Consider the following 25,811-nt stretch of genomic DNA (forward strand, 5'->3'; position numbering starts at 1 on the left):
TCGAACTTCGTCCGGAGGTGGTGGAGAATCGTATTACCGTGGGGTGAGTCCTCTGAGATCTCACAGAGATGACTGACCGAGTCCTCGTCGGCTGTCGCGCCGACGAGGACGTCCCAGATGTCCTCGGAGTCGATATCGGCGTTCTCGCCGAGTTCGATATCGATCTCCTCGTCGAGAGTGTTGACGAGAAAGTTAAGGACCTGCTCTTCGGTGAGTTCGTTGGCTGCTTGGTCCGGTCGCATCAACCGACCAAGCAGCCCGTTCACCTAACCCGCTTTGTGAGGTACTGAGTCTCGGTTACTTGGTTCTCTTCGTTGTACGCCGGAATGAGCACGGAAAGAGAGGGAGGTTCAACGTCCTCATCCAACGAATCGCGCCACCGGTAGTGAAACCATTGGGCCCCCATCGCGATCGCAGGCCGCCCGAGATACCACCCGAGCAGGAGGAAAGCGATGATCGGGTGATTGAGGAGGATCGACGCGGGCCGGCCTATGACGGGAAAATCAGTAACGAAGATCCCGACACCGATTACAAGGAGCCCCGTCGCTGCAATTACACGCTTTACATCCATGGGTTGTCAGTAGCTGCTAAATTAACTACACCGACGTACTAAGCGTCTTTGATGTGTCTACTGATACAATGTGAGGAACGCGCCGACTGTAGTGTTAAAAGACATTCAGGGAGAATGTAGAGAGCGATACGATAGCCAAGCAATCAGTTGGTAAGATGACATACCAGAAATTAAGAACGTGAAAGGGCTTTCTCACCCCGGGGTACTAGTGTTGTGTTTGCTACAGGGACAAGATCTATCGTGGTTTTTGATGCATCTCTCCACGGAGATGTACACAGGATATTGTGAGTGGGATGCCCCTCTCTACCTCTCTGAGTGAAAACTATAGCTGTGTGCGCGACCGAGAATACTCATCTGACGCATGAGTCCTTCCGCTGACGTTGGGTCTTGCTCCACCGGAACTACGTGTATGTATGCCCGAGAATCGGATAGGTATTTCGCCCGATATGGAACATGTGAGACAGATCTCCTGCAGAACCATTGGCACGTAACTGAGCATCGAATATGCAACGGGACAAAGCGAAAAGCCCTCACTCAGAGAACCGAACCAGGAGAGTGAGAGACCTCATTGACTGAATAGCTAAGACAGAGAGATCACCAACGGTACATATGAACGGGAAACGAGTGCTCGTAACCGGCGGTGCGGGCTTCATCGGCTCGAATCTCGCCAACCACCTCACCGAGTCGAATGACGTGATAGCTCTTGACAACGGCTATCTCGGTACCGAGGAGAATCTGAACAATGAGGTAGAGTTCGTCGATGTGAGTGTCCTCGATGAGGACCTGCCCGTAGATGTGGATGTCGTGTTCCACCTCGCTGCGCTCTCCTCGTACGTGATGCACGAAGCAAACCCCCAACAAGGCACCCATATCAACGTCAAGGGGTTCGTCAATGTCGTCGAGCAAGCACGCAAGCAGGGGTGTGAAACCGTGGTATATGCATCCACGTCTTCGGTCTACGGAAACCGGACCGAGCCCTCACCCGAGAATATGGACGTCCAGGCAAACACTGGCTATGAAGCTTCCAAGTTGGCCCGTGAACGCTATGCCGAGTACTATTCGAACTTCCACGACATTACCTGTGCTGGGATGCGCTTTTTCTCCGTCTATCAAGGCTACGGTGGGAGTGAGGCGCACAAAGGCGAGTACGCGAATGTCGTTGCCCAGTTCGCCGACAGCCTTGCCAACGGTGAGGCCCCGATTCTCTACGGTGACGGAACGCAGACCCGTGACTGTATCCACGTTCGAGATATCGTCCGCGGGCTGGAGATCGCGGCCGACGAACACCTCGACGGAATCTACAATCTCGGTACCGGAGAGAGCTACTCGTTCAATACCATCGTTGAGTTATTGAACAACGAATTGGGGACCGATATCGAACCCGAGTATACTGAGAATCCAATTCCCGAGGATGTGTACGTTCACGATACCATGGCCGATATCACCAAGATGACCACTGGGACCGACTGGGAGCCTCAAATCGACTTTGAGGAGGGGATCCGCCTGGTGACCGACGAATACCAGCCCGAATCACTAGGAACGTGATAGGGAGGTAGTGGGAACGTCAGACGTCAATGTCGGTAATATAAAGCGATCAACATTGCGTCATCGAACATAGCTCGTTGCCCGTCGAAGTACAACAAACAGGAGGGGAGATCTAATCAAACAAAACACTGGAAGCCACAGAAAACCGCTATCGTGAACGACTGAGAATATTGGTGCTTCCACACTCCGGACACTGCGTGAGGCTGCGGAACGGCGGTGCATTGACTCGTTCCCACTCGTCACTACCGGAATCCGCTTCGAACCCACATTGCAGACACTGCGGTTGACGCGATGAGGATCGAATGCCCATAACAGATAGTACTACATCAATGATGATAATAGTTATCTCTCTATAAGATCATCCCTGATGCCATCTACCGTGCTTCGGCCACTATTCCGCTATTGTCTATCCAACGACGACAAAGGGTCTCCTGCCGTATTTATACAGTTAGTTCTATATCAACTCCTACTCTTGCTCGAGCCGGTTCAATACGTCAATATAAGAACAAAACATTTCTGTTTTTGGCCAAGACATCAAACAGTGAATGGTGGCCCAATGAGTCAACGTTCGGCGGAAAAACAACGAATGGAAGCAAACGATAACAGATCCACCGCCCGATATCTATCGGAACAATTAGCGGCCGGATTCCAAGCTCACGACCGGGGATCCTATAGCGATGCCATTGAACATTTTTATATGATCGACAAGTATCAGTTCGAGAATCTTGGAGACGACAAGCTACGCCTGGCTGCAACAGCGTTTGTTGATGCTCTCGAAGCAAAAGACGAAGTCGAATTCCAATGTCTGCAACACGGTGATATCCAGCAGGAAGCCATCATGGATGCTGACTACTCTCCGGTCAGGAATAAGCTCCGTCAGCGAGCCTCGATAATCGGAGCCGATTCGAACTACGCCGTGAAAAAGGCCGAGGCATGGCGAAAGCACAAGGCCGGTGGCAACTACTGGACCCCATTTGGGTGGTCGCAAGTTCATGAGCTTCGAGCGGCTCTACAAAACCCGGATTATCCTTCGAAGCCTCGAGCCGGCAAGTCAGGATTGGGGCCAGAGCCCCTCAGATACGTCCTCGCCTTTGAACTGCATGACATGCATACGAAGCGTCACTGGCAACAGGGCATTGAAGTGATGATACCGTATTACGAGACCATCCTCACGAATCAGATGGGAAAATGAGCAATGGAGATCGTACTGACGGGGGCCTCTCGGAGCTGCTCTATGATACGAACGAATGTTCCGAGATCGTCGTCCTGCTTGTCGATGACGATCCTAGCATGCTTGATCTCACTGCAACGTTTCTCGAGCGTGAACGTGATGAGTTCACCGTAATCTCCGAGTCGTTCGGTGATGAAGCGCTCGAACGCCTCGAACGAGAGCGCGTAGACGCAATTGTTAGTGACTATGATATGCCGAAAATGAACGGATTGGACTTTCTCGAGAATGTCCGTCAGGATCACCCTGACACCCCATTTGTCCTGTTCACTGGAAAAGGGAGCGAAGAGATCGCAAGTGAAGCGATATCGAAAGGAGTTACGGACTATCTGCAAAAGGAGACCAATGCCAGCCAATACTCTGTCTTAGCGAATCGCCTTCTCAATGCTGTTGAGCGGTATCGAGCCTCGGAATCACTCAAACGCTCCGAGGAAAAGTTCAGCAAGTTGGTCACCAACTCCACTGACGTCATCAGCGTTGTTGATGAGAGTGCTCGATTCAAGTACATCTCTCCGGCCTGCAAAAGGACGCTTGGCTATGAGCAAGAGGAACTCATCGGGGAGTGCGCCTTCGATTACATGCCACCAAACGACCGGATGGATGCTATGGAGAGCTTTTTCGAGGGTATTGAAAATCCCTCCTACGAGCCGGTCATCGAATTCCGTTTCGAGGACCCGGAAGGTGGCTGGAGCGTCGTTGAAGCACGGGGCAAGAACCTCTTTGATGATGGATTCATTCAAGGCTACGTCGTTACCGCTCGCGACATCTCGGACCTGAAAAAGCGCGAGCAAGAACTACGGCAGCGAAACGGACAGCTCAGCGATATTCAAACAATGATAACGCGCGACCTCCGTGAGCCCCTTAGTGCGGCGAAAGGCTTCATCGATCTCTATCACGAAGACCACGAGGAGTCGTATATAGACAAAGTGTCCAGTTCGCTTGATCAGATGGATGTCCTCCTTGGGCAGATAGTCACCCTTGTGGAAAACGATGCTCAGATCGGTGCGACTCAGCCTCTCCCCTTCGAGGAGGTCGTGCGTCAGGCTTGGCAAACCATCGACGCAAATCAAGCAAAACTCCATATCGACAACTCTCGGGTGCTGGAAGCCGATCCAGAACTCTTCCAGCAGTTGGTCGAAAACCTGCTCCGAAACGCAGTCGATCACACGGATGATGATGTGGTGATTCATGTTGGAACAACTGAATCGTCTCTCTACTTCGAGGATACGGGGCCAGGGATCCCACCATCCGATCGAGAGGAAATATTTGAGTCGGGATCGACAACCGAACCCAATAGGAACGGACTCGGTCTCACGATTGTGAAACAAATCGCTCTAGGACATGGATGGACTATCACGGCCACTGAGAGTCAGGCCGGAGGGGCACGATTCGAGGTGACAGATGTGAATTTCGAATCACTCGTTCACAATGAGAGCAGCTGACATCCCCACTTTGGAGACAACACCTAATGTGGATTGTGGAGATCGCCTTGGTACTGCTTGAAGCAGTGTGCGCAGACTTCCCTCTCTATTGAACAACTTACCGACTCTTTCCCTCTCCGATTCAAGAATAATAAAATAATGGGGCTGTTCTTCCGGGAGCGATTCCTTACAGAGAGGCCGACTCAATGACTTCGAAGGGGGGCAGTGAGTTGTATAGAATTTCTCGTAGATAGCGAAATTTATGCGTATCGTCAGGAGAGTTTTGTTCTGAAGTCATTCCAGCAGTCCTTACAAACTTGAACCGTAGTAGAACCTCGAGTGGGAAGTGCTGTCGACGAACGACTGCTATCTACGATACCAAGTGTAATGTGATATCTCGGGCGGTCATCTGTAAGCGAAACATCGCAGATGGGACAGTTCATACTCCTTCCTTCTATTATTCAACACTTTAGTCATCTTAAACACATTCCCTGGTAGTTAAACCACTTCAACACTAAACCCATAGATGGGTTGGAATAGTACGAAGCTCCTCCATAATCGATATTAGCGTCTTGTCTCTCTATACTCTCTATCCCCGCTGGGTTTCTGACGTTCGTCGGTACCGGCCTTGAAGTATTCGGGGTGGTGCCGCAGTGAGGATTTCGAACCTTGCGCCGCTGTGGGTGACGAGGCTTCAATCAGTATCCCAGCTTGAGAACGACCGCCCGCCGAAGTCGTAGAGTCCCCCGTGGCGGACAAAAGCATGGTTCCATATCTGGCGTGACAATCGCTCCTAATACTCCACCGCTGAGCGACTGTCCTCCCCTCTGGCGAATTGTCATTGGACAGCTCTGGAGAAAAGGAGGGAGCCAAAAAATGGGTGATTCAATAACCAATAATGAGGTCTTCCGGAGAATTCAGAACTGGCCGGCGAACTCGTCGTCGGTCAAAAGTGGTGGATAATCCGGTAACGAATTGAGATACTCACTGGCTGTGATGGCTTCTTTGTAGCTCTCGTACGCTGGATACTGTTCCCCATCGACTGTGACCTGAGATGTACCTCGCGCACCACCGAAGACCGCCCAGTCGGTCTCATCTTGGCCTGTCTTGTCGACGTTGAACCAGCAGGTCATCTTGATATCGTTCTCTGAAACGTAGCTGAAAGCGTCTTCGATCCACTGGGCTTTCTGTTGAGGTTCGTGTCCATCGCCCGAGTCAGGAACTGACGAGGAAGCAAACTCAGTGAAAGCCACCGGTTTACTGGTCAACTCGCGAATCCGGCCCAACATCGAGCCAAACAACTCCTCAGGAGAGCGCCAGTCTGACTGCCCGCTCGAGTATCGCTGACTCCCACCGAAATTGAACCCATCAAGACCGACCCAATCGACGAACTGATCGCCGGGGTAATAGCGTTCAGCACGAATACCGCCGATTTCATCCGCATTCGGCGACCATATCCATTGGATATTCGATGCCGCGAGTGCGGTCTCGGAGAATCGTCCGTGAAGCTGACGCCACATTCCGATGTAGTCTTCGGGAGTGCCGGCAGTTGGATCCTCTCCTCCCTCATTACCCGATTCGGGAGATGCGGTTGCTTCAATACGTGTTGAATCGACTGCACTCCATGGGAACCAGTTCCCGTTCATTTCGTGGGCCGGCCGAAAGTAGAATCGCCGCCCGCGGATGTCGCCACCACGTGGTCGTGCCCAGCTCTCGAGCAGGCTTGCCCATTCATCGATCTGGTCGTCGTACTCTCCGTTTGCGATCGCACGTTCGATCGTCTCACTAGTTTCGTTGCTCTGTTGCCCGAACGGTTGCCAGGATATCAGTGGCACGTGACCCGCTTTCCAGACGTTCGTTAGCGCACCTTCGACGAATCCCTGCTTTGCGCTCGCTGGCCCAAACGCATCGAGGAAAACGACTGCGACTGCCGGCTTCTGGCCGAGCCAACTACTGTAGCTTTCCAGACTCCCCACGATGTCGTCGCCGCCGGCATAGACACCCGTCAATGCTGTCCCCGAACGAGTCTCTGGAGGTTCGGGGGTTGGTGTCAGCTCAGGTGTCGATGTTCCACCCGACCCGCTAGCATTGCTTCGATTCGGTTCCGAGAGCGGGTCGAACGGTGTCGAACAGCCGCTCGCGCCGGCAATACCGACCAACCCTGCTGCTCGGAGGAACTTCCGGCGGTTCATCTATTGGTACTCACTGGCAATTCGATTAAGCATTGGGTGATCCTGAATGTCAGATCTCTGCTCATTTCCGTTCTCAAGCTTCTCGGAAGCTGCAGAACAGCTGCTAGTCTCGTGACCGACTGAGTATATTGGTGCTGCCGCATTCCGGACACTGTGTAAGACTGCCGAACGGCGGCGCGTCAACTCGTTTCCATTTCTCACTACCGGAATCCGCTTCGAACCCACATTTCAAGCATCGCGATTGACGTGATGCGGATCGAGTGCTCATAACCGTCGATAGTACATCAAAGATAATAGTGTTTCTCCCCTTGCTCAGACCTCTGGGACCGAGAAGGAAAATCCGATTCGCCGGTTGTTAAGACGTGGTCGTGGTGTATTCCTGAGAGCCAACTCGACATCATATTCAGCTCTCCATTGGTGGTCAGTACCCTACTCTGCACCATCCATTCCGCGGAGTTCGTTGGTTTGCTCAACTGTATATACAAATGGTGATTTCGCTACTGGGAGTTCGTCATCCCCCCGTCGATGACGAGTGACTCGGAGTTGACGGAATCACTGAGATCCGAGGCGAGGAAGAGCGCTCCCTTTGCAACGTCCTCTGCCGTACCGCCGCGTCCACTCGGAATCTGCCCGACGAATCCTGCCTCTTTGTCAGTCCCGAAGATCGGTACGTCCTCGGTGGTCATTGATGTCTCGATCAGTCCTGGGTGGATAGCATTGACTCGAACGCCCTCGGGTCCAAGCAGTGAAGCGAGCGAGTACGTCATCAGGCGAACTGCGCCTTTTGAAGCACAGTAACTGATGAACTCTCCTGACCCTTCGAGGCCAGCAACGCTTGAGAGGTTGATAATACTGCCCCCGCCGTTATCCACCATGGCATTGGCGGCCGCACGCGAGCCGTAGTAGGTTCCACGGACGTTGATGTCCATGATCATATCGAAGATGTCGTCACCCTCCTCGAGGAACTCTTCAGCGCGGAAAACGCCCGCATTGTTCACCATCGTGTCGATGCCGCCGAATTCGTCGGCGGCCGCTACTGCATCCTTCAGTGCTTCGTAATCGGTAACATCGCACTCAACAAACGTCGCGTTCGCATTAGTATTTGCTTCGATCCGGTCGTGAGTCGGTTCACCGCCCTCACGGGGATCTTTCTGGATATCGGCGATAACGATGTCTGCGCCCTCTTCTGCGAACAGCGACGAGATCGCACGACCGTTTCCACTTGCCCCACCTGTGACGACAGCGGTTTTGCCGCTCAACATCTTCTCCATGTACCTTATTGCCAACCCAACTCATGTATTCCTTATGACTGTATAAGGGGAGGGAGCAGTTCTTCCAAACTACTACTCGATTGTTACTATCGCTACTCCGTTTCTCGGGCAAGAACCAGTAGTTATATTCTCAATAGATATGTGGGTTTTCTTGGTAACAAATGTCTTGGCAAAATAGGTTGGAACAGGTCACGTCATTTATAAACAAATATTTCGTTGTATGGGTGATCGCAGCGTCGGTGCTTGCGTTGTACCAACCAGGGGCATTCAGCTGGCTTGGAGAGTATATCTCACTCCTACTGGGCATCGTGATGCTTGGGATGGGTTTGACACTCACCCCTCCAGATCTCAAACGTATCATCGAGCGTCCCCGAGACGTTTTCATCGGTGCTCTTGCCCAGTGGTTAGTCATGCCACTGGCCGCATATCTGTTGGTGCAGGCCTTCAGTCTGCCACCGGAGATAGGAATTGGCATCATTCTGCTTGGTGCATCACCCGGCGGAACGTCTTCGAACGTGATGACATACCTCTCTAAAGGTGATGTCGCACTTTCAATTGCGATCACCTCGTTAACGACCATTGCGGCACCCATCATCATGCCAGCATGGGTACTTTTCCTGGCTGGGTCGGAGATCCAGGTTACGTTCGCTCAATTGTCCGAAGAAATTCTGCTCATCGTTCTGCTCCCAGTTATCTCTGGAATCGTCATTCGCCAACTCCTGGACCGACGAGCACCCAACGTGGCTGAAGCGAGCCTTACCGTGTTTCCGTCGATCAGTGTTGCAGCTATCGTCGTTATCGTCTCAGCCGTAGTTGGCCTCAATGCAGAGACCATATTCGGCGTGAGTCTGCTTGCACTCGCAGCAATGGTCATACACAATACCATCGGCCTCGCGTCTGGATACGCCGTTGGTCGCGCAGCAAACATGCCCACCGACCGGGTCCGGGCGTGTACCTTCGAGGTTGGACTCCAGAATTCCGGGTTAGCAACTGCCCTAGCTGTTACGTTCTTTACGCCGCTTTCGTCACTCCTTCCTGCACTATTCAGCGTCTGGATGCTCATCGTGGGTCCGCTATTGGCAACATACTTCGCTCGCAAAAGCGACGACGCGGAGGAGTCAGCGGTACCAACCTGAAAAGCAGTGAAAGAACCACAATAGAGAGTGTACTGTGTGAACAACGCTTTTCCTTCTGCTACTGAACAGAGTACCAATGACGCCTGATGGGGAATACGATGTCAGCTTTCTCGATGATCTCAGCGTTGAGGGCAGTGTCGTAACTGATAGAGCGACTCTAGAGGCATACAGTCACGATGAGGGACCCCATACGGCCCACTATCCGGATGGGGTTGTTCGTGCGATGTCTGCAGGTGACGTTTCGACCGTGCTCGAGGCATGTCATGCTCGTGGGGTAGCTGTCACACCGCGAAGTGGTGGGTCGAGCATCGAGGGGAACCCAATACCGGTTGAGGGTGGTGTCGTCCTCGACACACTCCCAATGGACAGCGTGGAGATTCGGCCGGCGGATCGACTCGCTGTTGTCGGACCTGGTGTTATTTACGATGAGTTGAACAGCAAGTTGGAGTTACACGGACTCCGTTTCGCCCCCGGAATCGCTGCCGGTGATCTCGCGACTGTCGGTGGGATGGTAGCGAACAACGCTAGTGGACTGAACGCCGTCAAATACGGTGTGACTGGTGATCACATCCGTCGTCTCACAGTCGCGCTGGCGGATGGCGAGACAGTTCAGTGTGGTCGAGACGTTGCGAAGTCATCGTCCGGCTACCAACTCAAAGACTTGTTTGTGGGGAGCGAAGGAACACTCGGTATCGTAACTGAGGTTGCGCTTGCGCTCGAGCCGCTTCCTGCTGAACGCCGGGCTGCACTCGCCACCTTCCCCACCCGAGGCGCTGCGGGCAAAGCCGTCGCAAATATCATGGCCAGCCCACTCACACCCGGTGCTATCGAGTATCTTGACAGCGGTGCAGCTGGTCTTTTGAACGAGACTGACGATGCGGACCTGCCAATATCGCCCCAGCTTCTGATCGAACTCCATGGGACGAACAATGGCGTAACTGCAGACCTCGACACTGTGAAGGCATCCTGTGAAGCTGCTGACTGTGTCGCATTTGAAACCGCTGGCGAGGCAGAGATGGCTCGACTATGGTCAGCGCGACGGAACGTCTACCCGGCAGCCTGTGAGTACCGCTCGGATGCAACCGTTGCGTTTATCGGTGATGTAGTTGTTCCCGTTTCGAAATATCCAGATATTGTGCGTAAGGCTGCCGAATTGTCGGAAGAACTCGATCTCACTGTACCATGTGTCGGCCACGCAGGCGATGGCAACCTCCACTTCCTTCCGATCGCGGACCTCGACGATGAGCAGGAATTCGAACGTGCGACCGAACTCAACGATCGGATGGTGCGTGCGGCTATCTCGATGGGCGGAACTTCGACGGGTGAGCATGGAGTGGGCATCGGGAAGCGAAAGTTCATGCGAGAAGAACACGCTGCAGGAGTAGATTTGATGCAGGAGATAAAAGCAGCAGTTGACCCTAACGGAATCTTGAATCCGGGAAAACTACTACCCGACCACTGAATGGTTTCACCCTCCTGATTCGATTCCTCCGGTCGGTCCAGTCGAGTTCGGCGACACGGGCCACCGGGCTTCCGAGTGACCTTATGGACGAATAGTTGACCACACGACGAACACACGCTCCGAGAGGGTGTCAGCCGTCTGTCTTGGTCTGTCGTTCGTCTCGGTCATCCGATCTATGAGAGGTCAGTGTTCGAAGCACCGGTACCGAAAATCAAGACGGAGCAGCCAACCATTCGGTTGAGAAGTCATCTCTTATTTCGGCCCGAAGATATTCCCGGTAGAAACCGAACTGTCAGTGTATGCCTGAGTTGACCACCTCACGTCGCGTCATGCTCGCTCTTGCTGGAATTGGTGGTGTCTTAGGCGCTGTTCAGATCCGCGACCGATGGAAGCTCAGAAACCATCGACGAGCACTCAGGAGCGAACGGACAGCTGACGATATGTTCGATCCTTCCTTGATCGAAAGCCTTCCGGAGGCAGCTCAGCGCTATTTTCGTCATGCCATTGCACCTGATACACCACTCGCCCGTCGGGTCGAGTTGACGATGGAGGGCCAGCTCCGTCTCGGCGAGCGCTGGCTGGCATTCGACGCCGAGGAGACACTGGCTGCACAGCGTGGGTTCGTTTGGCGACCGAACGTTCAGTTCGGTCCCAGTCTCGAGTTTTCGGGAGCCGATTTCCACGTTGATGGCACCGGTGGGCAGCGATTTGCCCTGGCTGGTCTCGTTCCCATCGTTCGTTCTGGCGGGGCAGCCATCGACCATTCGTCGGCCGGTCGGTTTCTCGCCGAGTCAGTTTGGCTCCCCACGAGCCTTCTTCCGGCAATGGGAGCCGAGTGGGAGGGGATCGACCACCGACGGGCGCGCGTGACGCTTCCGGCCGTTGAGGAATCGCTCACCATAACGATTGACGAGAAGGGGGCGGTCGAATCCGTCGAAACACTCCGTCTTGATGTGGATACCGGCGAAATGCGTCCGTTCGGAGCAGCCATCGAGCGTGAGCGAACCGTCGACGATCTCACGATCCCCTCCCGATTAGAGGTGGGCTGGGGGTTCGGAACCGATGCGTACGAGCCATTCTTCCGGGCAGAGCTTCGAGACATCTCCTTTCATTGACCGATAGTGACCAATCAGGTTCGCTATTTCACACATCAAGAGCGACGGCGAGATCCTCGAGGTCATCGGCAACTATCTCAGCCGTTGAATTGGAGGGCTCGTTCGTCGACCTAGACTCGCTTGACCCCCATTCCAGTGGTCGGTGGACGTACGCTGTTCGGAGACCCGCTTCGCTTGCGGCCTCGAGGTCCGTCTCGTGAGCAGCCACCATTATGACTTCGTCGGGCGTCACGTCCAGCAGTTCGACCGCTCTCAGGTAAGCCTCCTCGGCGGGTTTGTAGTGACCCGAGAGCTCAGCGGAGAGAATGAGGTCCCAGGGAATTCCCGCACGTTTAGCCATATTCGCAAGCAATCGGACGTGCCCGTTCGAGAGGGTCGCAACGAGATACTCGGCACGAAGTCGGCGAAGACCCGGTATCGAATCCGGCCATGGGTCGAGGCGATGCCACACGCCTGTGAGCCATTCCTTGTCGGCCTCGGTGAACGCCTCGATACCGAACCGATCGAGGAGCGTTTCCAGTGAATCACGATGGAGGGCATCGAGGTTTCGCCAGGGGATGTCGCCCTCACGAACCCGGTCCATCGATGGTTGGTACTCATCGCGCCAGGCGTCCGCAAAGGCTGCCCAGTCCACATCGACGTCCCGCTCTGCGCCGAGTTTCTCCCCGTCGCGGATCACACCGCTTCGCCAGTCTACGACCGTTCCAAAGACATCGAAGACGAGTGCATCGATATCTGGTGGTGTCATCAGGGCCTTCTCCAGATACATTTGGCGTGGCTGGTGCTGTCCATCGGGAGAATATGAGGCTCGACAGTGGCACTCATGTCTGGACTCACGAGCGCGATCAATGATAGGCTATCCGATGGATGGGTTCTGACCGCACGAGACCGCGAAGAGTTTCAGTCATAAGTCAATGGTTGTCATCGATGCTATAGACGAGTGACTTCTTCGTACCGTTCGATATCCTCCGATTTCTTCACTTGAGTGTACGTATCTCGCCAGACTCCCTTATCGAGGATAGTGCTTCGATCAAAGAGGTCGCATACCCGTTCGGTGATGTAGTAGAAATTGTAGGGGAGGTCTCGATCGAGACGCTTCCCAGCGGGCAACTCAGCGGAGGTGACCACTCCTGTCTCTCCCGACAATGCGATCGTGCTATCGAGACCGTGGTCGACACCCTCCACGGCAGTTTAAACAGCTCCAGTCAATATTTCGAGGCATGGCTACGACTGGCCCGGAGTCAGTAGTACGGCGGTATTACGAGTTCGTGGACGCGGACCGCTATGACGACCTCGTGGAGTTGTTCGCTGAAGATGTCTACTACGAGCGACCGGGACAGCCTACTATCGAAGGACGGGGTGCGCTCAGGGAGTTCTACGAATCGGGTCGCCCGCTTGAAGATGGCACTCACGAGATTCACAGTATAGTAGTTGAGGGGCCCACCGCGGCAGTCCGGGGTTCATTCACAGGGAATCGATATGGCGAGCAGGTCCGGTTCGGATTCGCTGATTTCCATGAATTCGAGGACGAGGTAATCACACGCCGCTATACGTACACCGACCGCGACGAAGTATAGCCTCTGGTATGCCACGTTACGAATGTACCGAGTGTGAATGGGCGGGTGAAACGCTGTTCGCTGCACTCGACCACGCAAAGACCCACGAAGTCCGTCTTACTGGAAAGTAGCCTGTGTCTTCTCCATATTTCACCTCACACATAACGAAGACTCGCGTTTCTGTTTCGGAAGATACGAACTGCCGGTCGAAGCACAGCGGTGCTGCTGATGGTGGGTTAGAAACCGTGAAAACGGTCATCGACGCATAGCGACCAACAAATGAGGTCCTATGTTGTTACTTCCAATACCGCCTTCATAGTGTCCAGAAGACACCATAGTATGTTCCGTTGAGAAGTTCCCATTCCTGTCGCTTCTACGGTGTGTCTGGCACTTGCAGGCTATCCTCTTTCCCTCTAGAGGTTCCCATCCTCGAGTCGATCTCGATTATGGAAGAAAAAAGAGTCGCGGAGAAAGCGGAACAGATCGGTCCACAGAAGCAGGATCGCCAACCGGGTACCGAGGACGAGATGCAACCACCCGCGGATTTCATCCGCAACAGCTACAACGGAAGCGACAAGCTTGCGGGAAAAGTTGCAGTAGTGACTGGTGGTGATAGCGGTATCGGGCGTGCCGTCGCCGCTCATTTCGCCAGGGAAGGAGCGGACGTCGCCGCTCTCTATCTCGACGAGCATGAAGACGCTCAGACTACCAAGGAGATGGTCGAAGACGAGGGTCAAGAATGCCTGTTGATCGACGGAGATGTGCGCGATAGCGCCTTCTGCCAAGCCGCCGTCGAAAAAGTACTCGACACACTCGGTGGGATCAACATTTTGGTCAACAACGCCGCTCAGCAAGTCGTCAAGACCGATCTCACCGAGATCACTGACGAACAGTGGGAAGAGACCTTCAACATCAATATCCACGGCTACTTCTATCTCACGCGAGCTGTCCTTCCTCATCTGGACGATGGCGATACAGTGATCAATACGACGTCGATCAACGCTTTCGTCGGTAACGATATGCTAGTCGACTACTCCTCGACCAAGGGTGCGATCGCCGGATTCACCCGGTCGTTGTCCCAACAAGTGGTTGGGCAGGGGATCCGGGTCAATCAGGTTGCACCGGGTCCGATCTGGACGCCCTTGATTCCAGCCACAATGGGTCAGTACGACCCCGAAGTCGTCGAACAGTTCGGAGAGGACGTCCCAATGGGCCGTGCCGGCCAACCTTCCGAGCTCGGCCCGGCCTACGTATACCTTGCTTCCCAAGATTCGTCGTACATGAGTGGTCAAACCCTCCACCTCAACGGCGGAACTATCCTCAATGGATAGGTCTGGAACCGTATTTCCTTCCAAAGGCCTCGTGGGGTATCGAGACCCACTCAATGAACACACCCTTTCTGTGAGTTATATGGAAANTCCTTGGCGGACTCACAAATAGCTATGATGGCGAGACGCTCGGATGACTTTGAAGCCGGAGATACCTCACGGAATCGAACTCTGACGCTGACTGCCGCCTCAGCCGGTGGTTCGTCACCGGCTTTGGCAGCATGCACCCCTCTTATTGAGCACTGAACTCCTCAGGCCACAAAGGTTTCGGCCGGAGTGGGCATCGTCGCCTTCTTGAGCGCTTTTGTGGGAGTGCCGTGGAGTACGTTGTGGTATTCCGGTCTCATTGGGTTGCCGGGATCTGTCTCCGAATCGCTCGACCCATTGCGGGTATTGATGCTGTTCTGGTTGTTCTGGCTCTGGCCATCAGTGAGCGTTCTCTTCGTCTCTTCCGGTGACGAGGGACCAATCGAGTTCGGCTGGCGCTTGGAAAGTGCGGTATTCCCCGAGTCGCCTTTCGCTCATGATCCATCCGGTTGTGTTCGTTCGAGGTAGTGCGGACGCTCTCAACTATTTCGTTGATCCGTCACGTACCGCGGATCGACTTCTCACTCCGACACGTTACACCTCGTACGTCAAAACTGCAAAGACATCGTCATATCTTCGGACGTTGGTCAATTTCAGGGGCGGTTCAGTGATCCTGCGCGGCAGGAGTGGCGCACCCGAACCGAGCGTGACGGGCGCGACGGTGAGAACGATCTCGTCAAGGAGACCACGATCGTGGAATTGGCCGACGAGATCACCGCCTCCAACGAGCCAGACGTTCTTGCCGTCGGCGGCCTTTGCCATCTCTTCGTGAACAGGTGCAACATCCCCTTGTACGAAGCGAATGTCCACACCATCGACTATCGGTAATTCCCGAGTAGTAAATACCCACGCCGGAATCTCATACGGCCACTGTTCAGGGTCCTCCAGCAAGTTTTCGTGCTCTATGATCCACTCGTAGGTCGTCGAACCCATGGCCAAAGCACCCACCTGGTCTACGAACTGGGGATAGTCGTCCTCCATACCCTCGATCTCACCGAACTGGAAGAGCCAGTCGAGTGAGTTCTCGTTATCGGCGAGATACCCGTCGATGCTCGTTGCTGTGTAGTACTGTGTCTTCATCGGTTTCGTCGCCGATCGGGGAAGCGTTCTACCGGGATAAAGGTTGCAAACCACACACCCTGCATTGTTTTGCGACCGTCGCTCCCAGTACCCGATCACACATATCCGAGACAGTACGGCTTGGATTCATCGGTTACGACCCTATTCGGATCCACATCGTGCAAGGAGAAAGTCCCGTGATTTGACCGGATAAGCGTTCACAAGTGGTCCACAGTGATTCATCATCGTTATACGTGGGTGACTGTCATCCACACCTGGTGCCATGCCAGGGAACAACGGAGTCGGTCAAAGTACCGGGACAGAAACCTGTAGGAAATGTAAGAAAGGAATGGGGAGACCATTCATCGGAGGCGGGGTCTGCTACCACTGCCGTAGATAAACACCTCGAACCTCCCACTCCGATGCCCAACAACGCGGCGTGAAACTGGGTACGAGCATTCTCAGATTTGGTGTAAGTCGATTACGACGTTCGGTCCAAGATCACGTACTATGTGAGCCACATGGGAGGTTGACAACCAATCCCCGATGAAACGCCATCGTATGCCAATCACGATCTGCCCGGGGTGTGGCGCAGAGACAGGGTATCACGAACGGACCTGGCGGCGGCCAGAGTAATACACCCTCCCTGTTCGGTGTGTAATCGTGTCATCTCTGTCTCGTAGATTCAGCGCTCTCACTCCGACTCAACCAGTCCATTTCTTGGCTCCGTTCCCAGTCGACTCGGATACTGCTCACCTGACGACCCCATCGCCCGATAGTGCTGAGTCCGACTACGGGTACCTCAAGAACTGCCTTTTTTCTCAAAACTATGGGTTAGAGAGGAGGTCGTGGGCGGGCAGCATCGAGTTCGCGTGCAGATCCCTCAAGCCCGTGGAGCAAAAGATCCCCTATATGGACGAAGACAACGAGAGACTCCAGACAGAGTTCGAGTGCGATGACTGCGGCGAGACCGTCGCTACCGAGGACAACAACCCACCGTTCAGCTGCCCTCACTGCGGTGGAGAACAGGGATTCACCGCTGTCTAGTAACGAGACCGCAGTCCAATGTTGGTAGGGCAGTGCGCTGAAATATCGAGGCAGGAGCTACGTGGGTGATGCCTGTAAGAACTGGGACATCCCCCACCTCAAGTCGTATAATAAGCGCTCTGAGAGCATAAGCCTCGCGTTTGGACGACATGTCAGATCGACAATGAGGATGGGGTTCTCGATCGGCGGCACTAACTCGTCGTGTAGATCGTCGAGAGGTTGGATGCACCAGTCCGAAGTGATGCCACGGAGTGATGCATCCATATCTCTAAGGGTTCCCCGCGAGAGCACCGCGCATAGAAGCTCGCCGAGCTACTGCTCGCAGGGGTAGACCTCTCAATAGAAGCGCTCGTTGGGCAGGTTGACGAAGCGTGATCGGGGCCAACCCGGATTAGAGCGATTCGCAGGCTACGTCATCGTCGTCAGCGTCGAGACCCGACGGATCGCTGGGATCGCTATCGAGGACTTGCTGAGCGGCCTCCTGGGAGTCGAAGTCCGAACAGTCGTAGGGATCGCTCGCGTCGCCGCTCGGCGTCGGTGTTTCGACACCGCTACCACCATCGCTCTCGCCGTCGCCGGATCCGGATTCAGGCGTCGGTGTCGGGGTGGGAGTCGCGGTCTCCTCAACCTCGAAATCCCACACTCCAACGTCGTTCGAGCGGGCCTCCTCTTCGGTGCTATCGAAGTCCTCACGAAGCGAGAACGACGAGTCGTAGACCCGCGCATAGCCATCCTCGAGCAGCTGCTGGTTGAAATTGGAGTCACCCACGTAGATGTATGCGAGCAGGCGACCGAAGCTTCCGCGGCGATCGCTCTCGTCGTCGGTCACCACGCGCACGGTCTCACCCTCTAGTTGGTTGGTGGCGTACTCGCTGGCCTGCTGGCCCCAGTTGTAGAGGTGATCGCGTGCGGTCTGGGTGTTCGGGATGCCCTCGTATTCGTCGGGCGAGACATCGCCGAGTGAGGTCTCGGGGGTGTCGACACCGATGAATCGGACGGTGTCGGTCTCGCCACCCGCGAACTCAACCTCGACGGTGTCGCCGTCGATCACGCGCGTCACTGTCGCCTGGCGAGCGTCACCCGAGATTCCATCCGGTACTGAGGCCTCGGGCTCCGGAGTGGGTGTCGCCGTTGGTGTTGCGGTCGGAGTCGGCGTCGGGGTCGCGGTCGGTGTTGGTGTTGCAGTTGGTGTCGGCGTAGGGGTAGGTGTTGCAGTCGGTGTTGGGGTCGGAGTCGGTGTTGGGGTCGGAGTCGGTGTTGGGGTCGGAGTCGGTGTTGGCGTCGGCGTCGCAGTCGGTGTCGGGGTTGGAGTCGCGGTGTCGGTCACCGTCACAGTTGACGTTGAAGTCCGAGTCTGTGGCGGTGTTTGTGTACTCGTCGACGTTCGAGTCGCGCTTGAAGTCGCGGTCTGAGTAGGGGTTGCAGTTGCTCCGGTAGTCGTCGAGGCACTCATCGTAGTTTCGGTGTCCGGTACCTCTGTTCGCTCTCCGCTGGCTTCATCAGTGGGTACGGCGGTGCCTCCTGAACCCGGGTCGGTACCACTGCAGCCCGCGAATGCAAGAACGACGACGAAAACGATCGAGAGTAGCGTTCGGTTCATCTGAATTAAAATAACGAAAGAGCCGAGAAAAAATGTTTGGGTGGCGTTAGCCGTCGATGGGGTTTGCGTTGGGGTGATCTCCTGAGGCGGGAGTCGGAGCGGCCACTTCGAAGCAGCTGGGCGAAGCGTGGGGTCGCTCTAGACCGCCGCCTGCCGGTGCAAGCCGGCCCGATTTGTTCATTGCTCCGATACTGTACTTTGGTGCCTCGAGAACTATAGGCACCACTGAAGCACGGGAGAAGGCTCATCAGCATTTCCCAAAGTGAGGTGGTTTTCCCTATCTCCCACCTCGCCGCTTCAGGCATGACCGCGTCATCTCAAAGGGGATACCAGGATATCCCTTTACACCTCGATTTGTTGGCTGACAAGCTTGTATAGCTGAGTTCAGCAGCTCCACCCTCATGGCCGGGTCGTCTACCTGGTGAGCGGGTATTGCCAGCGACAATCTGCGTTCGCGAGCGATGGTTCGACGGCAGAATTGATGACTCCGTATTGATTGTGAAGAGTTGGTCTGCAAAGACTTTGCTAATTAGGTGTATTCGTGTACACTGCCGGTCTTGTTCTCGAGGATGAAATCCCAATCGTAGTCGACTCCCAGTCCGGGCCCGTTTGGAACACTAACGCAGCCTTCACCAGTAATGCTATCGAGTTCATCGGCGTAGTCGCCGAGATAGACTGGTGGCGTCGAGTTGGAGCAGTCGGGGTGAACCAACGCGAGCTCGTAAAAATTGGTGTTTCGAGTCGCGGCGATGCAATGGCGCTGTGCAGGGCCAGGGGCGTGGAACTCCGTATCGAGTCCAAACCCCTCAGCCATTCGTACGACTTTCATCGCACCTGTGATTCCGCCATCGTACACCGGGTCGACTCGGACGAGGTCAGTGCCTTCATTTGCGACGAAGTCCGTCTTTGGCTCTAAGCCACGGATGTGTTCGGTTTGGAGGAGAGGTGTATCGAGCATCTGCCGTAGTTTTCGATGGGAATGCTGGCTGATGCCAGTATCTCTGTAGGGGTCCTCGTACCAGAAGAAGTTCTGTTCGTCACATGCTCTCCCGACCCGGAGTGCGTCCATGAAGGTCTCGTACTCACACGCAGGGTCGATCATCAACGCCATTCGATCGCCAACACGTTCACCAACGGCAGTCACTAATTCGATTTCACGGTTGATATCACGGGCAGCGTCGCTTCCACTCCATGGATGGATTTTGAACCCGGAGTACCCCATTTCGTAGCACTCTTCGGCAAAATCGGCGAAGGCATCGGGCGAGTCGAGCCCTCCCGCGTCGTCGGCGCTATAGGTTGAAGCATACGCTGGGATTTCCGTCCGGTACGTTCCGAGTAACTCGTGGATCGGAGTTTCATCCCGTTTGCCTGCGAGATCCCACAAGGCGATATCCAATGGTCCAATCCCCATCCCATCGAACTTTCGAAGAGCACGTTTGAGCTCACTCCAGTGTTTCTCGCGCTCGAGGGGGTTCTTGCCGATCAAATAGTCCGCAATCATGTTGACCTGGGCTGCCCCCGGTGACGTCCCGCCAACGAACTCACCGGTTACGTCCCCATCGGTCTCGACCTGAAGCGCGAAACTCTTCCGTTCAAGCTCGTTACCCGGGTCATATCGGAGGTTGAACCCATATTCATCCGTCCCGACGTCCGGAACGGTGTAGGCGAATTCCGTACTAACTATTCGCGTTATCTCTAATCCCATCCCCGGGACCAACAGAGAGTCGCCGGATAGGTTTTGCGGCGGGCGATTTTTGAGGCAGGCATAGCTGTCGGCTGAAAGTGCCTTTCCTTCAAGAGATGCCTCTTCTCCTCCCAATTCAGAACTCACACTTAGATAGGATGTAGCTGAGAGAACCGAGTGAAAAATCAAATATCCAAAAGATCACCAACCGGTACTGTATCAGCAATAGATAGCTCCGAACGATGGGCGGTGAGATTCCAGGTGTATCTATTTCTCTCTATGGTTCTGCTCGGATGTTCTCTGAGAAATCGTCTGGAGGTGAAGAGACCTAGCTGATGAACCTGCTATCGCTTTGGGGCCTCCACATATTGGTTGACCCTAGCTCGAGTGATGACTCAATTCGGCTCTTGACCCGTATACACGCAGTTACTGTCGCCGGTTGCTCTTCGCTTCGCGGATGTCGCCACCGTCGCGTAACATGTCGGGACAGTCAGGACATACTCGGACGGTATTAAATCCAGTCGGAGCGAATACACGAACATACTGCTGAGTCACGAACGCGCCACAATTGTCGCATTTTGGCATAGCTTCATGCTTTGCTTCTTTTACCTAAATTCAGGCGCTAAGGCCCCTCCCTCAAGCGCGAGCCGCAAGGCAAGCGGTAGGGCGGAGAGGATGTCACCCGACTAACATCCAATGATATAGTTTGATTGTAATGAATGTTTAGTATCTTGGATGCACATAGAGTGTCATGGGATACGTTGTCAAGATGCCGAAGCTGGGTTTGGAGATGGACCAAGGGACGATTCTCGACTGGTACTTCGATGAGGGGGATCCGATCGAAGAGGACGAACCGGTCGCCGAGATCGAATCTGAGAAGAGTGTTGCTGATGTCGATGCCCGTGAGGGAGGTATTCTCCGGATGATCGAGGTCGAAGAGGGTGCAACCGTTTCTCCAGGTACTCCTATCGCTATCATCGCAGGTGAAGATGAGGATATCGCCGACCTCGAGGCCGAATTCGAAAGAGAGGGGTCTTCAGAGTCTGCAGAGCCCGAAGCTGACGAAAGTGATACTACCGAACAATCAACGGCCTCAGACGATGGACAAGCGGCGAGTATAGATGATGGAGAGCAGGACGTAAGGGCCTCACCGAGGGCGGAGCGGCGTGCTGAGGAGCTCGGTGTGGACCTCGCTGCTGTGAATGGTTCAGGGCCGCAAGGGGCAATCACTGCTGATGACGTCGAAAGCACCGATGATGAACAGAGTGCAGACCAAGTGAGGGCTTCACCTCGGGCAAAGCAGCGTGCCGACGACCTCGGTGTCGACCTTAGTGAGGTAGATGGTTCGGGACCGCAGGGAGCGATCACAGCCGACGACGTTGAGGCTGTGAGTGAATCGGAACCAGCAGCCGGCCGTACTTTCGCTGCACCGCGTGTTCGTCAGCTCGCACGGGAGCATGGGATCGACATCGAGACTCTCGATGGGTCTGGCACGAACGGACGAATTACTGAATCTGATGTACAGCTAGCGGCTGACGAGAGCGGCACCAGTCCATCCAGAGATGAAGCATCCAAACCCTCGGCTGAAGCTCAGGCCGGACCCGCGGAACGTACTCTTCGGGAGGAGAAGGCGTTTGATGGCATGCGCCGAACGATTGCTGGCCGACTCAGCCAGAGCTATCAGAATGCGGTCCACGTCACCGAACACCGGGAGGTGGAGGTCGAAGCCTTCCTCGATGCTGTAGAGGCGGCTGAAGACGCGTTCGATACAGAGATTTCGATGCCCGACCTCCTCTTGCTCGCTCTCTCTGCCAGCCTCTCCGAACATCCTGGATTCAACGCGACTTTCGAGGACGATATGCATCGTCTCTACGAAGAGCACAACATCTCAGTCGCGGTTGACGTCGAAGCAGGCCTAATCACGCCGGTCGTCCCCGGTGTGAACAACAAAACCGTCGATGAGATCGCGATTCAGCGCCGAGAACTGACGGAGAAAGCACTCTCTGGTGAGTACACGATGGACGACCTTCAAGGCGGAACGTTCACCGTGACGAACCTTGGGGTGTTGGGCGTCGAATCGTTCGATCCGATAATCAACCCACCCCAAGTCGCGATCCTCGGTGTCAACGCGATACAACAGCGTCCAGTTCCTGATGGAGACGAAGTTGCGTTCAGAAAGCATCTGCCACTCGATCTCTCTTTCGACCACCGAGTCGTTGATGGGGCAGACGCAGCACGCTTTCTTGAGACACTCACGAACTACATCGAGAATCCGATGGCGTTGCTCTTCAAATCGGTATAGTTCGGAGGCTCCATTAGGGGCGTCCTTTTCAGTTCCTTGACACCAATAGCGAACTCAGCTCCAATAGAGTCTGGAGCGGGACGCCGAACGCCGGATTTACCGATTCCCAAATGAGTTCGGGGCTAAAACCTCGTTTTCCGCTGCACGGTCGAGCACTGCTTCGTACGAGATGAGTCGTGGACCATCGGGCACCGGGTAAAACTCGACAGTTTCGTTGGTGACCTCGAGTTCACGTTCGCCGTCGGCACCGATTACGGCATCATCCACCTCGACAGTCATTGAGCTCCCATCAGAGATGCGCTGAAACTCCGCAACACCGAATTCGGTTGCGATACCAGGTGCGACGATCGCTCTCGCTGTACGGTCACACATCTCGACATCAGCAAGACGGAGCCCGATCGAATCAGGTTCGTCCGGGGCGAGCGAACCGAAAGCCCCTGCAACACCACTCAAACCGATAGCCGATGGATTCGCTCGGGAAACGATTCCGCCGAGTAGCTCATCCGGATCGAGTAACGCCCGCGTTCCAACGAACGAGCGATCGGAGAGTTCGACCGCTGCGAGTCCAGTCACCGAATCATCCGATTCGGTACGTGCTTCAACCATCTGATGGCAATAGGTGACCGATTCTTTGTCGACAGCATCGGTCGCAACGAGTGCTGCTGCGGCTCCAGCCACGGTTCCGTCGATAGCGGATGGAACGACATTGTTCGTGCCAGTGGATACCGAAAGGAGTGGAAGATCATCACACCCAAGCGCTGCATCACCAGTCGTCCCGTCACCTCCGAGGACGATGAGTGCATCCGCATGTGCCTGAAAACGCTCGGCAGCTCTGCGGGTATCTGCCGCTCTTCCAGTGGGAGACATGTCGAGTAGATCTGCAGAAACGTTCTCTGGTGCGTTCTCGATAACGCTCGCTGCGATTCCTGATTTGTCGGGCATTAGTGTTACTTCTGGTGGATCCGAGACGACGGTGAGTCCCGCAAGAACACACTCTGCAACACGGCGCTTCGCGTGATTGTCAACGACGGTCGCTCCGCCGGTTAGCCGACGGATGTCGCGACCCGCAGCAGGATTGACGATAACTCCAAGATGAGACACGAATCGCTAGCCTCAAGCTATTCGTTCGATAGCGTTGCGAACGTCGTCCGAATCCGGAAGCACCTCGTTTTCGAGCGATGGACTGAACGGCATGTGGGTATCCGGAACCCCTACACGCTGGATCGGGGCATCGAGACTGTAGAAGGCGTTTTCGACGGCCCGTGAGACCACTTCCGCCTGTGCCCCATAGGAGAGCGGGCTCTCTCCAGCAACAACCATTCGTCCCGTTTTGTTCAGACTCTCAACGATAGTATCCGTATCGAGGGGGTAGAGTGATCGAAGGTCGATCACCTCTACATCAGTCTCGCCGTCGAGTTCGTCGGCGACTGATAACGACTCGCCAACGAGGCGCTGAGTCGCGACGACAGTGACATCTTCTCCTTCTCGCTCGACGTTTGCTTCGCCGAGTGGGATGGTGAAGTCTTCATCGACCGGTACCTCCCCTTCTTGCTCGTAGATCATCTTGTTCTCGAAGAAGAACACTGGGTCGTCCGATCGGATTGCCGTCCGGAGCAAGCCTTTCGCGGCTGCAGGCGTTCCAGGTGTGACGGCCATCAGTCCCGGGAAGTGAGCGATCATCGTGTGAACGGTTCCGGAGTGTTGGCTCGCGGCGCCCATGCCACCCCCCTCGGTGGCACGCACCGTCACTGGCATCTCGATCTTGCCGCCAAACATATAACGCATCTTCGCCATCTGATTCATTATCTGCTCCATCGCGACGCCAATGAAATCCGAGAACATGAGTTCAGCAACAGGTCGCGACCCGGTCGCTGCTGCACCCGTCGCTGCACCGATGATTCCTGCCTCCGAAATCGGTGTATCACGTACTCGCTCGGGTCCGAACTGATTGTAGAGGTCTCCAGTCACATCGAGGACCCCTTCCATCACTCCGATATCTTCGCCAATAAGGAAGACATCATCGTCCCGATTCATCTCCTCACGCATGGTCTCCCTGATGGCCTCCCGGATCGTCATCGTTTCCGTCTCCTGAGCTTCGAGCTGTGCGCTCGCCATCAGAACCCACCTCCCCTGGTGCCGCCATCGGCACGTGCGTTCGCTTGCTCTACGAACAAGTCGATGTCCGGCACTCGTTCTCCAAACATATCTTCGTACGCTTCTTCTGGGGATGGATCATCCGCATCCATAGCGTACTCGAGAGCCTCCTCGATCTCCGTCTCGATGTCCGTTCGCATCTCCTCTAGCTCATCATCGGTGAGCTCATCGCGGTCGATGAGGCGTTCGGAAAATGCATCGATCGGGTCGCGCTTTCGCCACTCTTCGACCTCCTCTTCGTCGCGATAGAGCTCCTGATCGCCTTCGAAGTGACCATGGAAGCGATAGGTATCTGCTTCGATGAACGTCGGACCAGCACCGTCCCGAGCCCGTTTCCGTGCTTCTTCGACAGCTTCGTTTACGGCCGTAATATCCATCCCGTCGACATTGATACCCGGAATATCGTATGCCGCAGCTGTGTCACTGAGGTTCTCGACGTTGTGTTGGTCGCTAACCGGTGTGCCTTCGCCGTACTGGTTGTTCTCGACGAGGAAAATCACGGGGAGATTCCACGCAGAAGCCAGATTTACTGCTTCGTGCACCTGTCCTTGTGCGACAGCGCCATCTCCGCAAAACGAGAGTGCAACCCGGTCCTCGTCTTTCTGAGTGATGCTCAGGGCCGCGCCGGTTCCAAGCGGTGGGCCTGCACCAACGATCCCGTTCGCTCCGAGCATGTGCGAATCTACATCAGCGATGTGCATCGACCCGCCCTTGCCGTTACAGTATCCTTCGCGTTTCCCAAATACTTCTGCCATCATCAACTTCGGATCGAGACCCTTCGCGATACAGTGGCCATGTCCTCGATGTGTGCTGGTAATGTAATCATCCTCTTCTAAGGCGGCACATGCTCCGACACCAACTGCCTCTTCACCGACGTAGAGGTGTACAAACCCCGGAATATCCCCGTCCGCAAAGTACTCCCCAACTTTGGTGTCGAACTCGCGGATCCTGAGCATTCTTTCCAGTGCTTCCTTTCGTCCGTCTTCCGTTTCGATATCGATTGCTGGCATTTGCGCGAAGACAAACGTAATGAAAGACCATAGTTGTTGTGGC

The 25,811-nt window shown here is 54.9% G+C and carries 22 protein-coding genes and 1 pseudogene; 11 read left to right on the top strand and 12 right to left on the bottom strand.

The features are described from left to right. Both GT355_RS13650 and GT355_RS13655 read right to left on the bottom strand, forming a co-directional pair. Positions 1-242, bottom strand: a pseudogene (locus tag GT355_RS13650) (ISH3 family transposase); the annotation flags it as partial. A 20-nt stretch (positions 243-262) separates the two neighbouring features. Continuing rightward, positions 263-571: a hypothetical protein gene (locus GT355_RS13655; RefSeq protein ID WP_160135137.1), complete on the bottom strand. Its 309-nt coding sequence runs from the start codon at positions 569-571 to the stop codon at positions 263-265. A gap of 609 nt (positions 572-1,180) precedes the next feature. On the opposite strand from GT355_RS13655, the gene GT355_RS13660 reads away from it, so the two are divergent. The 3 genes from GT355_RS13660 (at position 1,181) to GT355_RS13670 (ending at position 4,786) form a co-directional block, all read left to right on the top strand. Further along, the gene (locus GT355_RS13660; protein ID WP_160135138.1) at positions 1,181-2,116 is read left to right on the top strand and encodes an NAD-dependent epimerase/dehydratase family protein; all 936 of its coding nucleotides are present in this window, start codon (positions 1,181-1,183) and stop codon (positions 2,114-2,116) included. A 556-nt stretch (positions 2,117-2,672) separates the two neighbouring features. Next, positions 2,673-3,308, top strand: coding sequence for a hypothetical protein (locus GT355_RS13665; protein WP_160135139.1), 636 nt, complete (start codon positions 2,673-2,675; stop codon positions 3,306-3,308). After that, positions 3,305-4,786: a response regulator gene (locus GT355_RS13670; RefSeq protein ID WP_160135140.1), complete on the top strand. Its 1,482-nt coding sequence runs from the start codon at positions 3,305-3,307 to the stop codon at positions 4,784-4,786. Before GT355_RS13665 ends, GT355_RS13670 begins: the two co-directional genes overlap by 4 nt. 896 nt (positions 4,787-5,682) lie before the next feature. Here the strand turns inward: GT355_RS13670 and GT355_RS13675 are convergent. Both GT355_RS13675 and GT355_RS13680 read right to left on the bottom strand, forming a co-directional pair. Further along, the gene (locus tag GT355_RS13675) at positions 5,683-6,957 is read right to left on the bottom strand and encodes a glycoside hydrolase family 26 protein (protein ID WP_160135141.1); all 1,275 of its coding nucleotides are present in this window, start codon (positions 6,955-6,957) and stop codon (positions 5,683-5,685) included. Positions 6,958-7,454: 497 nt separating this feature from the next. After that, positions 7,455-8,228, bottom strand: coding sequence for an SDR family oxidoreductase (locus tag GT355_RS13680; protein WP_160135142.1), 774 nt, complete (start codon positions 8,226-8,228; stop codon positions 7,455-7,457). A 161-nt stretch (positions 8,229-8,389) separates the two neighbouring features. Here GT355_RS13680 and GT355_RS13685 point away from each other — a divergent pair, with 161 nt between their 5' ends. From GT355_RS13685 to GT355_RS13695, 3 genes are all read left to right on the top strand, one after another. Further along, positions 8,390-9,364, top strand: a complete 975-nt coding sequence (locus tag GT355_RS13685) for a bile acid:sodium symporter family protein (protein WP_160135143.1) — start codon at positions 8,390-8,392, stop codon at positions 9,362-9,364. A 76-nt stretch (positions 9,365-9,440) separates the two neighbouring features. Beyond that, the gene (locus tag GT355_RS13690; RefSeq protein ID WP_160135144.1) at positions 9,441-10,826 is read left to right on the top strand and encodes an FAD-binding oxidoreductase; all 1,386 of its coding nucleotides are present in this window, start codon (positions 9,441-9,443) and stop codon (positions 10,824-10,826) included. Between the two features lie 299 nt (positions 10,827-11,125). After that, positions 11,126-11,941: a DUF6920 family protein gene (locus GT355_RS13695; protein ID WP_192928024.1), complete on the top strand. Its 816-nt coding sequence runs from the start codon at positions 11,126-11,128 to the stop codon at positions 11,939-11,941. Positions 11,942-11,969: 28 nt separating this feature from the next. Here GT355_RS13695 and GT355_RS13700 read toward each other — a convergent pair whose 3' ends face one another. Further along, complete coding sequence (locus tag GT355_RS13700) at positions 11,970-12,710, bottom strand: haloacid dehalogenase type II (protein ID WP_160135145.1); 741 nt, start codon at positions 12,708-12,710, stop codon at positions 11,970-11,972. 451 nt (positions 12,711-13,161) lie between these two features. Here GT355_RS13700 and GT355_RS13705 point away from each other — a divergent pair, with 451 nt between their 5' ends. After that, positions 13,162-13,518, top strand: coding sequence for a nuclear transport factor 2 family protein (locus GT355_RS13705; protein ID WP_160135146.1), 357 nt, complete (start codon positions 13,162-13,164; stop codon positions 13,516-13,518). Between the two features lie 425 nt (positions 13,519-13,943). Next, positions 13,944-14,828 (top strand): SDR family oxidoreductase, encoded by an 885-nt coding sequence (locus tag GT355_RS13710; RefSeq protein ID WP_192928025.1) that lies wholly within the window; start codon positions 13,944-13,946, stop codon positions 14,826-14,828. 618 nt (positions 14,829-15,446) lie between these two features. Here the strand turns inward: GT355_RS13710 and GT355_RS13715 are convergent. Then, positions 15,447-15,992 (bottom strand): dihydrofolate reductase family protein, encoded by a 546-nt coding sequence (locus GT355_RS13715; protein WP_160135148.1) that lies wholly within the window; start codon positions 15,990-15,992, stop codon positions 15,447-15,449. A gap of 891 nt (positions 15,993-16,883) precedes the next feature. Here GT355_RS13715 and GT355_RS18285 point away from each other — a divergent pair. After that, the gene (locus GT355_RS18285; RefSeq protein ID WP_240145817.1) at positions 16,884-17,018 is read left to right on the top strand and encodes a hydrogenase maturation nickel metallochaperone HypA; all 135 of its coding nucleotides are present in this window, start codon (positions 16,884-16,886) and stop codon (positions 17,016-17,018) included. 391 nt (positions 17,019-17,409) lie between these two features. On the opposite strand, the gene GT355_RS13725 is transcribed toward GT355_RS18285, so the two are convergent. Next, on the bottom strand, positions 17,410-18,078 hold the full coding sequence (locus GT355_RS13725; RefSeq protein ID WP_240145818.1) for a thermonuclease family protein: 669 nt from the start codon (positions 18,076-18,078) through the stop codon (positions 17,410-17,412). Between the two features lie 58 nt (positions 18,079-18,136). Between GT355_RS13725 and GT355_RS13730 the strand changes: the two genes are divergently transcribed. Beyond that, a complete protein-coding gene (locus GT355_RS13730; RefSeq protein WP_160135149.1) occupies positions 18,137-18,430 on the top strand; it encodes a hypothetical protein in 294 nt (97 codons plus the stop codon). A 717-nt stretch (positions 18,431-19,147) separates the two neighbouring features. On the opposite strand, the gene GT355_RS13735 is transcribed toward GT355_RS13730, so the two are convergent. Continuing rightward, complete coding sequence (locus tag GT355_RS13735) at positions 19,148-20,323, bottom strand: enolase C-terminal domain-like protein (RefSeq protein WP_160135150.1); 1,176 nt, start codon at positions 20,321-20,323, stop codon at positions 19,148-19,150. A 405-nt stretch (positions 20,324-20,728) separates the two neighbouring features. Next, on the bottom strand, positions 20,729-20,887 hold the full coding sequence (locus GT355_RS18570) for a DUF7563 family protein (RefSeq protein WP_420825971.1): 159 nt from the start codon (positions 20,885-20,887) through the stop codon (positions 20,729-20,731). A 166-nt stretch (positions 20,888-21,053) separates the two neighbouring features. Between GT355_RS18570 and GT355_RS13740 the strand changes: the two genes are divergently transcribed. Then, the gene (locus tag GT355_RS13740; protein ID WP_160135151.1) at positions 21,054-22,604 is read left to right on the top strand and encodes a 2-oxo acid dehydrogenase subunit E2; all 1,551 of its coding nucleotides are present in this window, start codon (positions 21,054-21,056) and stop codon (positions 22,602-22,604) included. A 96-nt stretch (positions 22,605-22,700) separates the two neighbouring features. Here the strand turns inward: GT355_RS13740 and GT355_RS13745 are convergent, their stop codons facing one another. The 3 genes from GT355_RS13745 to GT355_RS13755 are packed head-to-tail and all read right to left on the bottom strand — an operon-like array spanning position 22,701 to position 25,768. Then, the gene (locus tag GT355_RS13745; RefSeq protein ID WP_160135152.1) at positions 22,701-23,705 is read right to left on the bottom strand and encodes an NAD(+)/NADH kinase; all 1,005 of its coding nucleotides are present in this window, start codon (positions 23,703-23,705) and stop codon (positions 22,701-22,703) included. A gap of 12 nt (positions 23,706-23,717) precedes the next feature. Next, entirely contained in the window at positions 23,718-24,719 is a 1,002-nt protein-coding gene (locus GT355_RS13750) for an alpha-ketoacid dehydrogenase subunit beta (RefSeq protein ID WP_160135153.1), read from the bottom strand. Further along, positions 24,719-25,768, bottom strand: a complete 1,050-nt coding sequence (locus tag GT355_RS13755; RefSeq protein ID WP_160135154.1) for a thiamine pyrophosphate-dependent dehydrogenase E1 component subunit alpha — start codon at positions 25,766-25,768, stop codon at positions 24,719-24,721. The genes GT355_RS13750 and GT355_RS13755 overlap by 1 nt, the downstream gene beginning before the upstream one ends. Positions 25,769-25,811: the final 43 nt, after the last annotated feature.

Source organism: Halococcus salsus, assembly GCF_009900715.1.
Lineage (GTDB): Archaea > Halobacteriota > Halobacteria > Halobacteriales > Halococcaceae > Halococcus > Halococcus salsus.

Coding starts and splice junctions, on each gene's coding strand:
- GT355_RS18285 (WP_240145817.1), top strand. CDS start 16,884: ATGGACGAAGACAACGAGAGACTCCAGACAGAGTTCGAGTGCGATGAC.
- GT355_RS13740 (WP_160135151.1), top strand. CDS start 21,054: ATGGGATACGTTGTCAAGATGCCGAAGCTGGGTTTGGAGATGGACCAA.
- GT355_RS13685 (WP_160135143.1), top strand. CDS start 8,390: ATGTCTTGGCAAAATAGGTTGGAACAGGTCACGTCATTTATAAACAAA.
- GT355_RS13675 (WP_160135141.1), bottom strand. CDS start 6,957: ATGAACCGCCGGAAGTTCCTCCGAGCAGCAGGGTTGGTCGGTATTGCC.
- GT355_RS13715 (WP_160135148.1), bottom strand. CDS start 15,992: ATGAAGACACAGTACTACACAGCAACGAGCATCGACGGGTATCTCGCC.
- GT355_RS13670 (WP_160135140.1), top strand. CDS start 3,305: ATGAGCAATGGAGATCGTACTGACGGGGGCCTCTCGGAGCTGCTCTAT.
- GT355_RS13750 (WP_160135153.1), bottom strand. CDS start 24,719: ATGGCGAGCGCACAGCTCGAAGCTCAGGAGACGGAAACGATGACGATC.
- GT355_RS13755 (WP_160135154.1), bottom strand. CDS start 25,768: ATGCCAGCAATCGATATCGAAACGGAAGACGGACGAAAGGAAGCACTG.
- GT355_RS18570 (WP_420825971.1), bottom strand. CDS start 20,887: ATGCCAAAATGCGACAATTGTGGCGCGTTCGTGACTCAGCAGTATGTT.
- GT355_RS13700 (WP_160135145.1), bottom strand. CDS start 12,710: ATGTATCTGGAGAAGGCCCTGATGACACCACCAGATATCGATGCACTC.
- GT355_RS13735 (WP_160135150.1), bottom strand. CDS start 20,323: ATGGGATTAGAGATAACGCGAATAGTTAGTACGGAATTCGCCTACACC.
- GT355_RS13680 (WP_160135142.1), bottom strand. CDS start 8,228: ATGGAGAAGATGTTGAGCGGCAAAACCGCTGTCGTCACAGGTGGGGCA.
- GT355_RS13710 (WP_192928025.1), top strand. CDS start 13,944: ATGGAAGAAAAAAGAGTCGCGGAGAAAGCGGAACAGATCGGTCCACAG.
- GT355_RS13660 (WP_160135138.1), top strand. CDS start 1,181: ATGAACGGGAAACGAGTGCTCGTAACCGGCGGTGCGGGCTTCATCGGC.
- GT355_RS13690 (WP_160135144.1), top strand. CDS start 9,441: ATGACGCCTGATGGGGAATACGATGTCAGCTTTCTCGATGATCTCAGC.
- GT355_RS13695 (WP_192928024.1), top strand. CDS start 11,126: ATGCCTGAGTTGACCACCTCACGTCGCGTCATGCTCGCTCTTGCTGGA.
- GT355_RS13665 (WP_160135139.1), top strand. CDS start 2,673: ATGAGTCAACGTTCGGCGGAAAAACAACGAATGGAAGCAAACGATAAC.
- GT355_RS13705 (WP_160135146.1), top strand. CDS start 13,162: ATGGCTACGACTGGCCCGGAGTCAGTAGTACGGCGGTATTACGAGTTC.
- GT355_RS13655 (WP_160135137.1), bottom strand. CDS start 571: ATGGATGTAAAGCGTGTAATTGCAGCGACGGGGCTCCTTGTAATCGGT.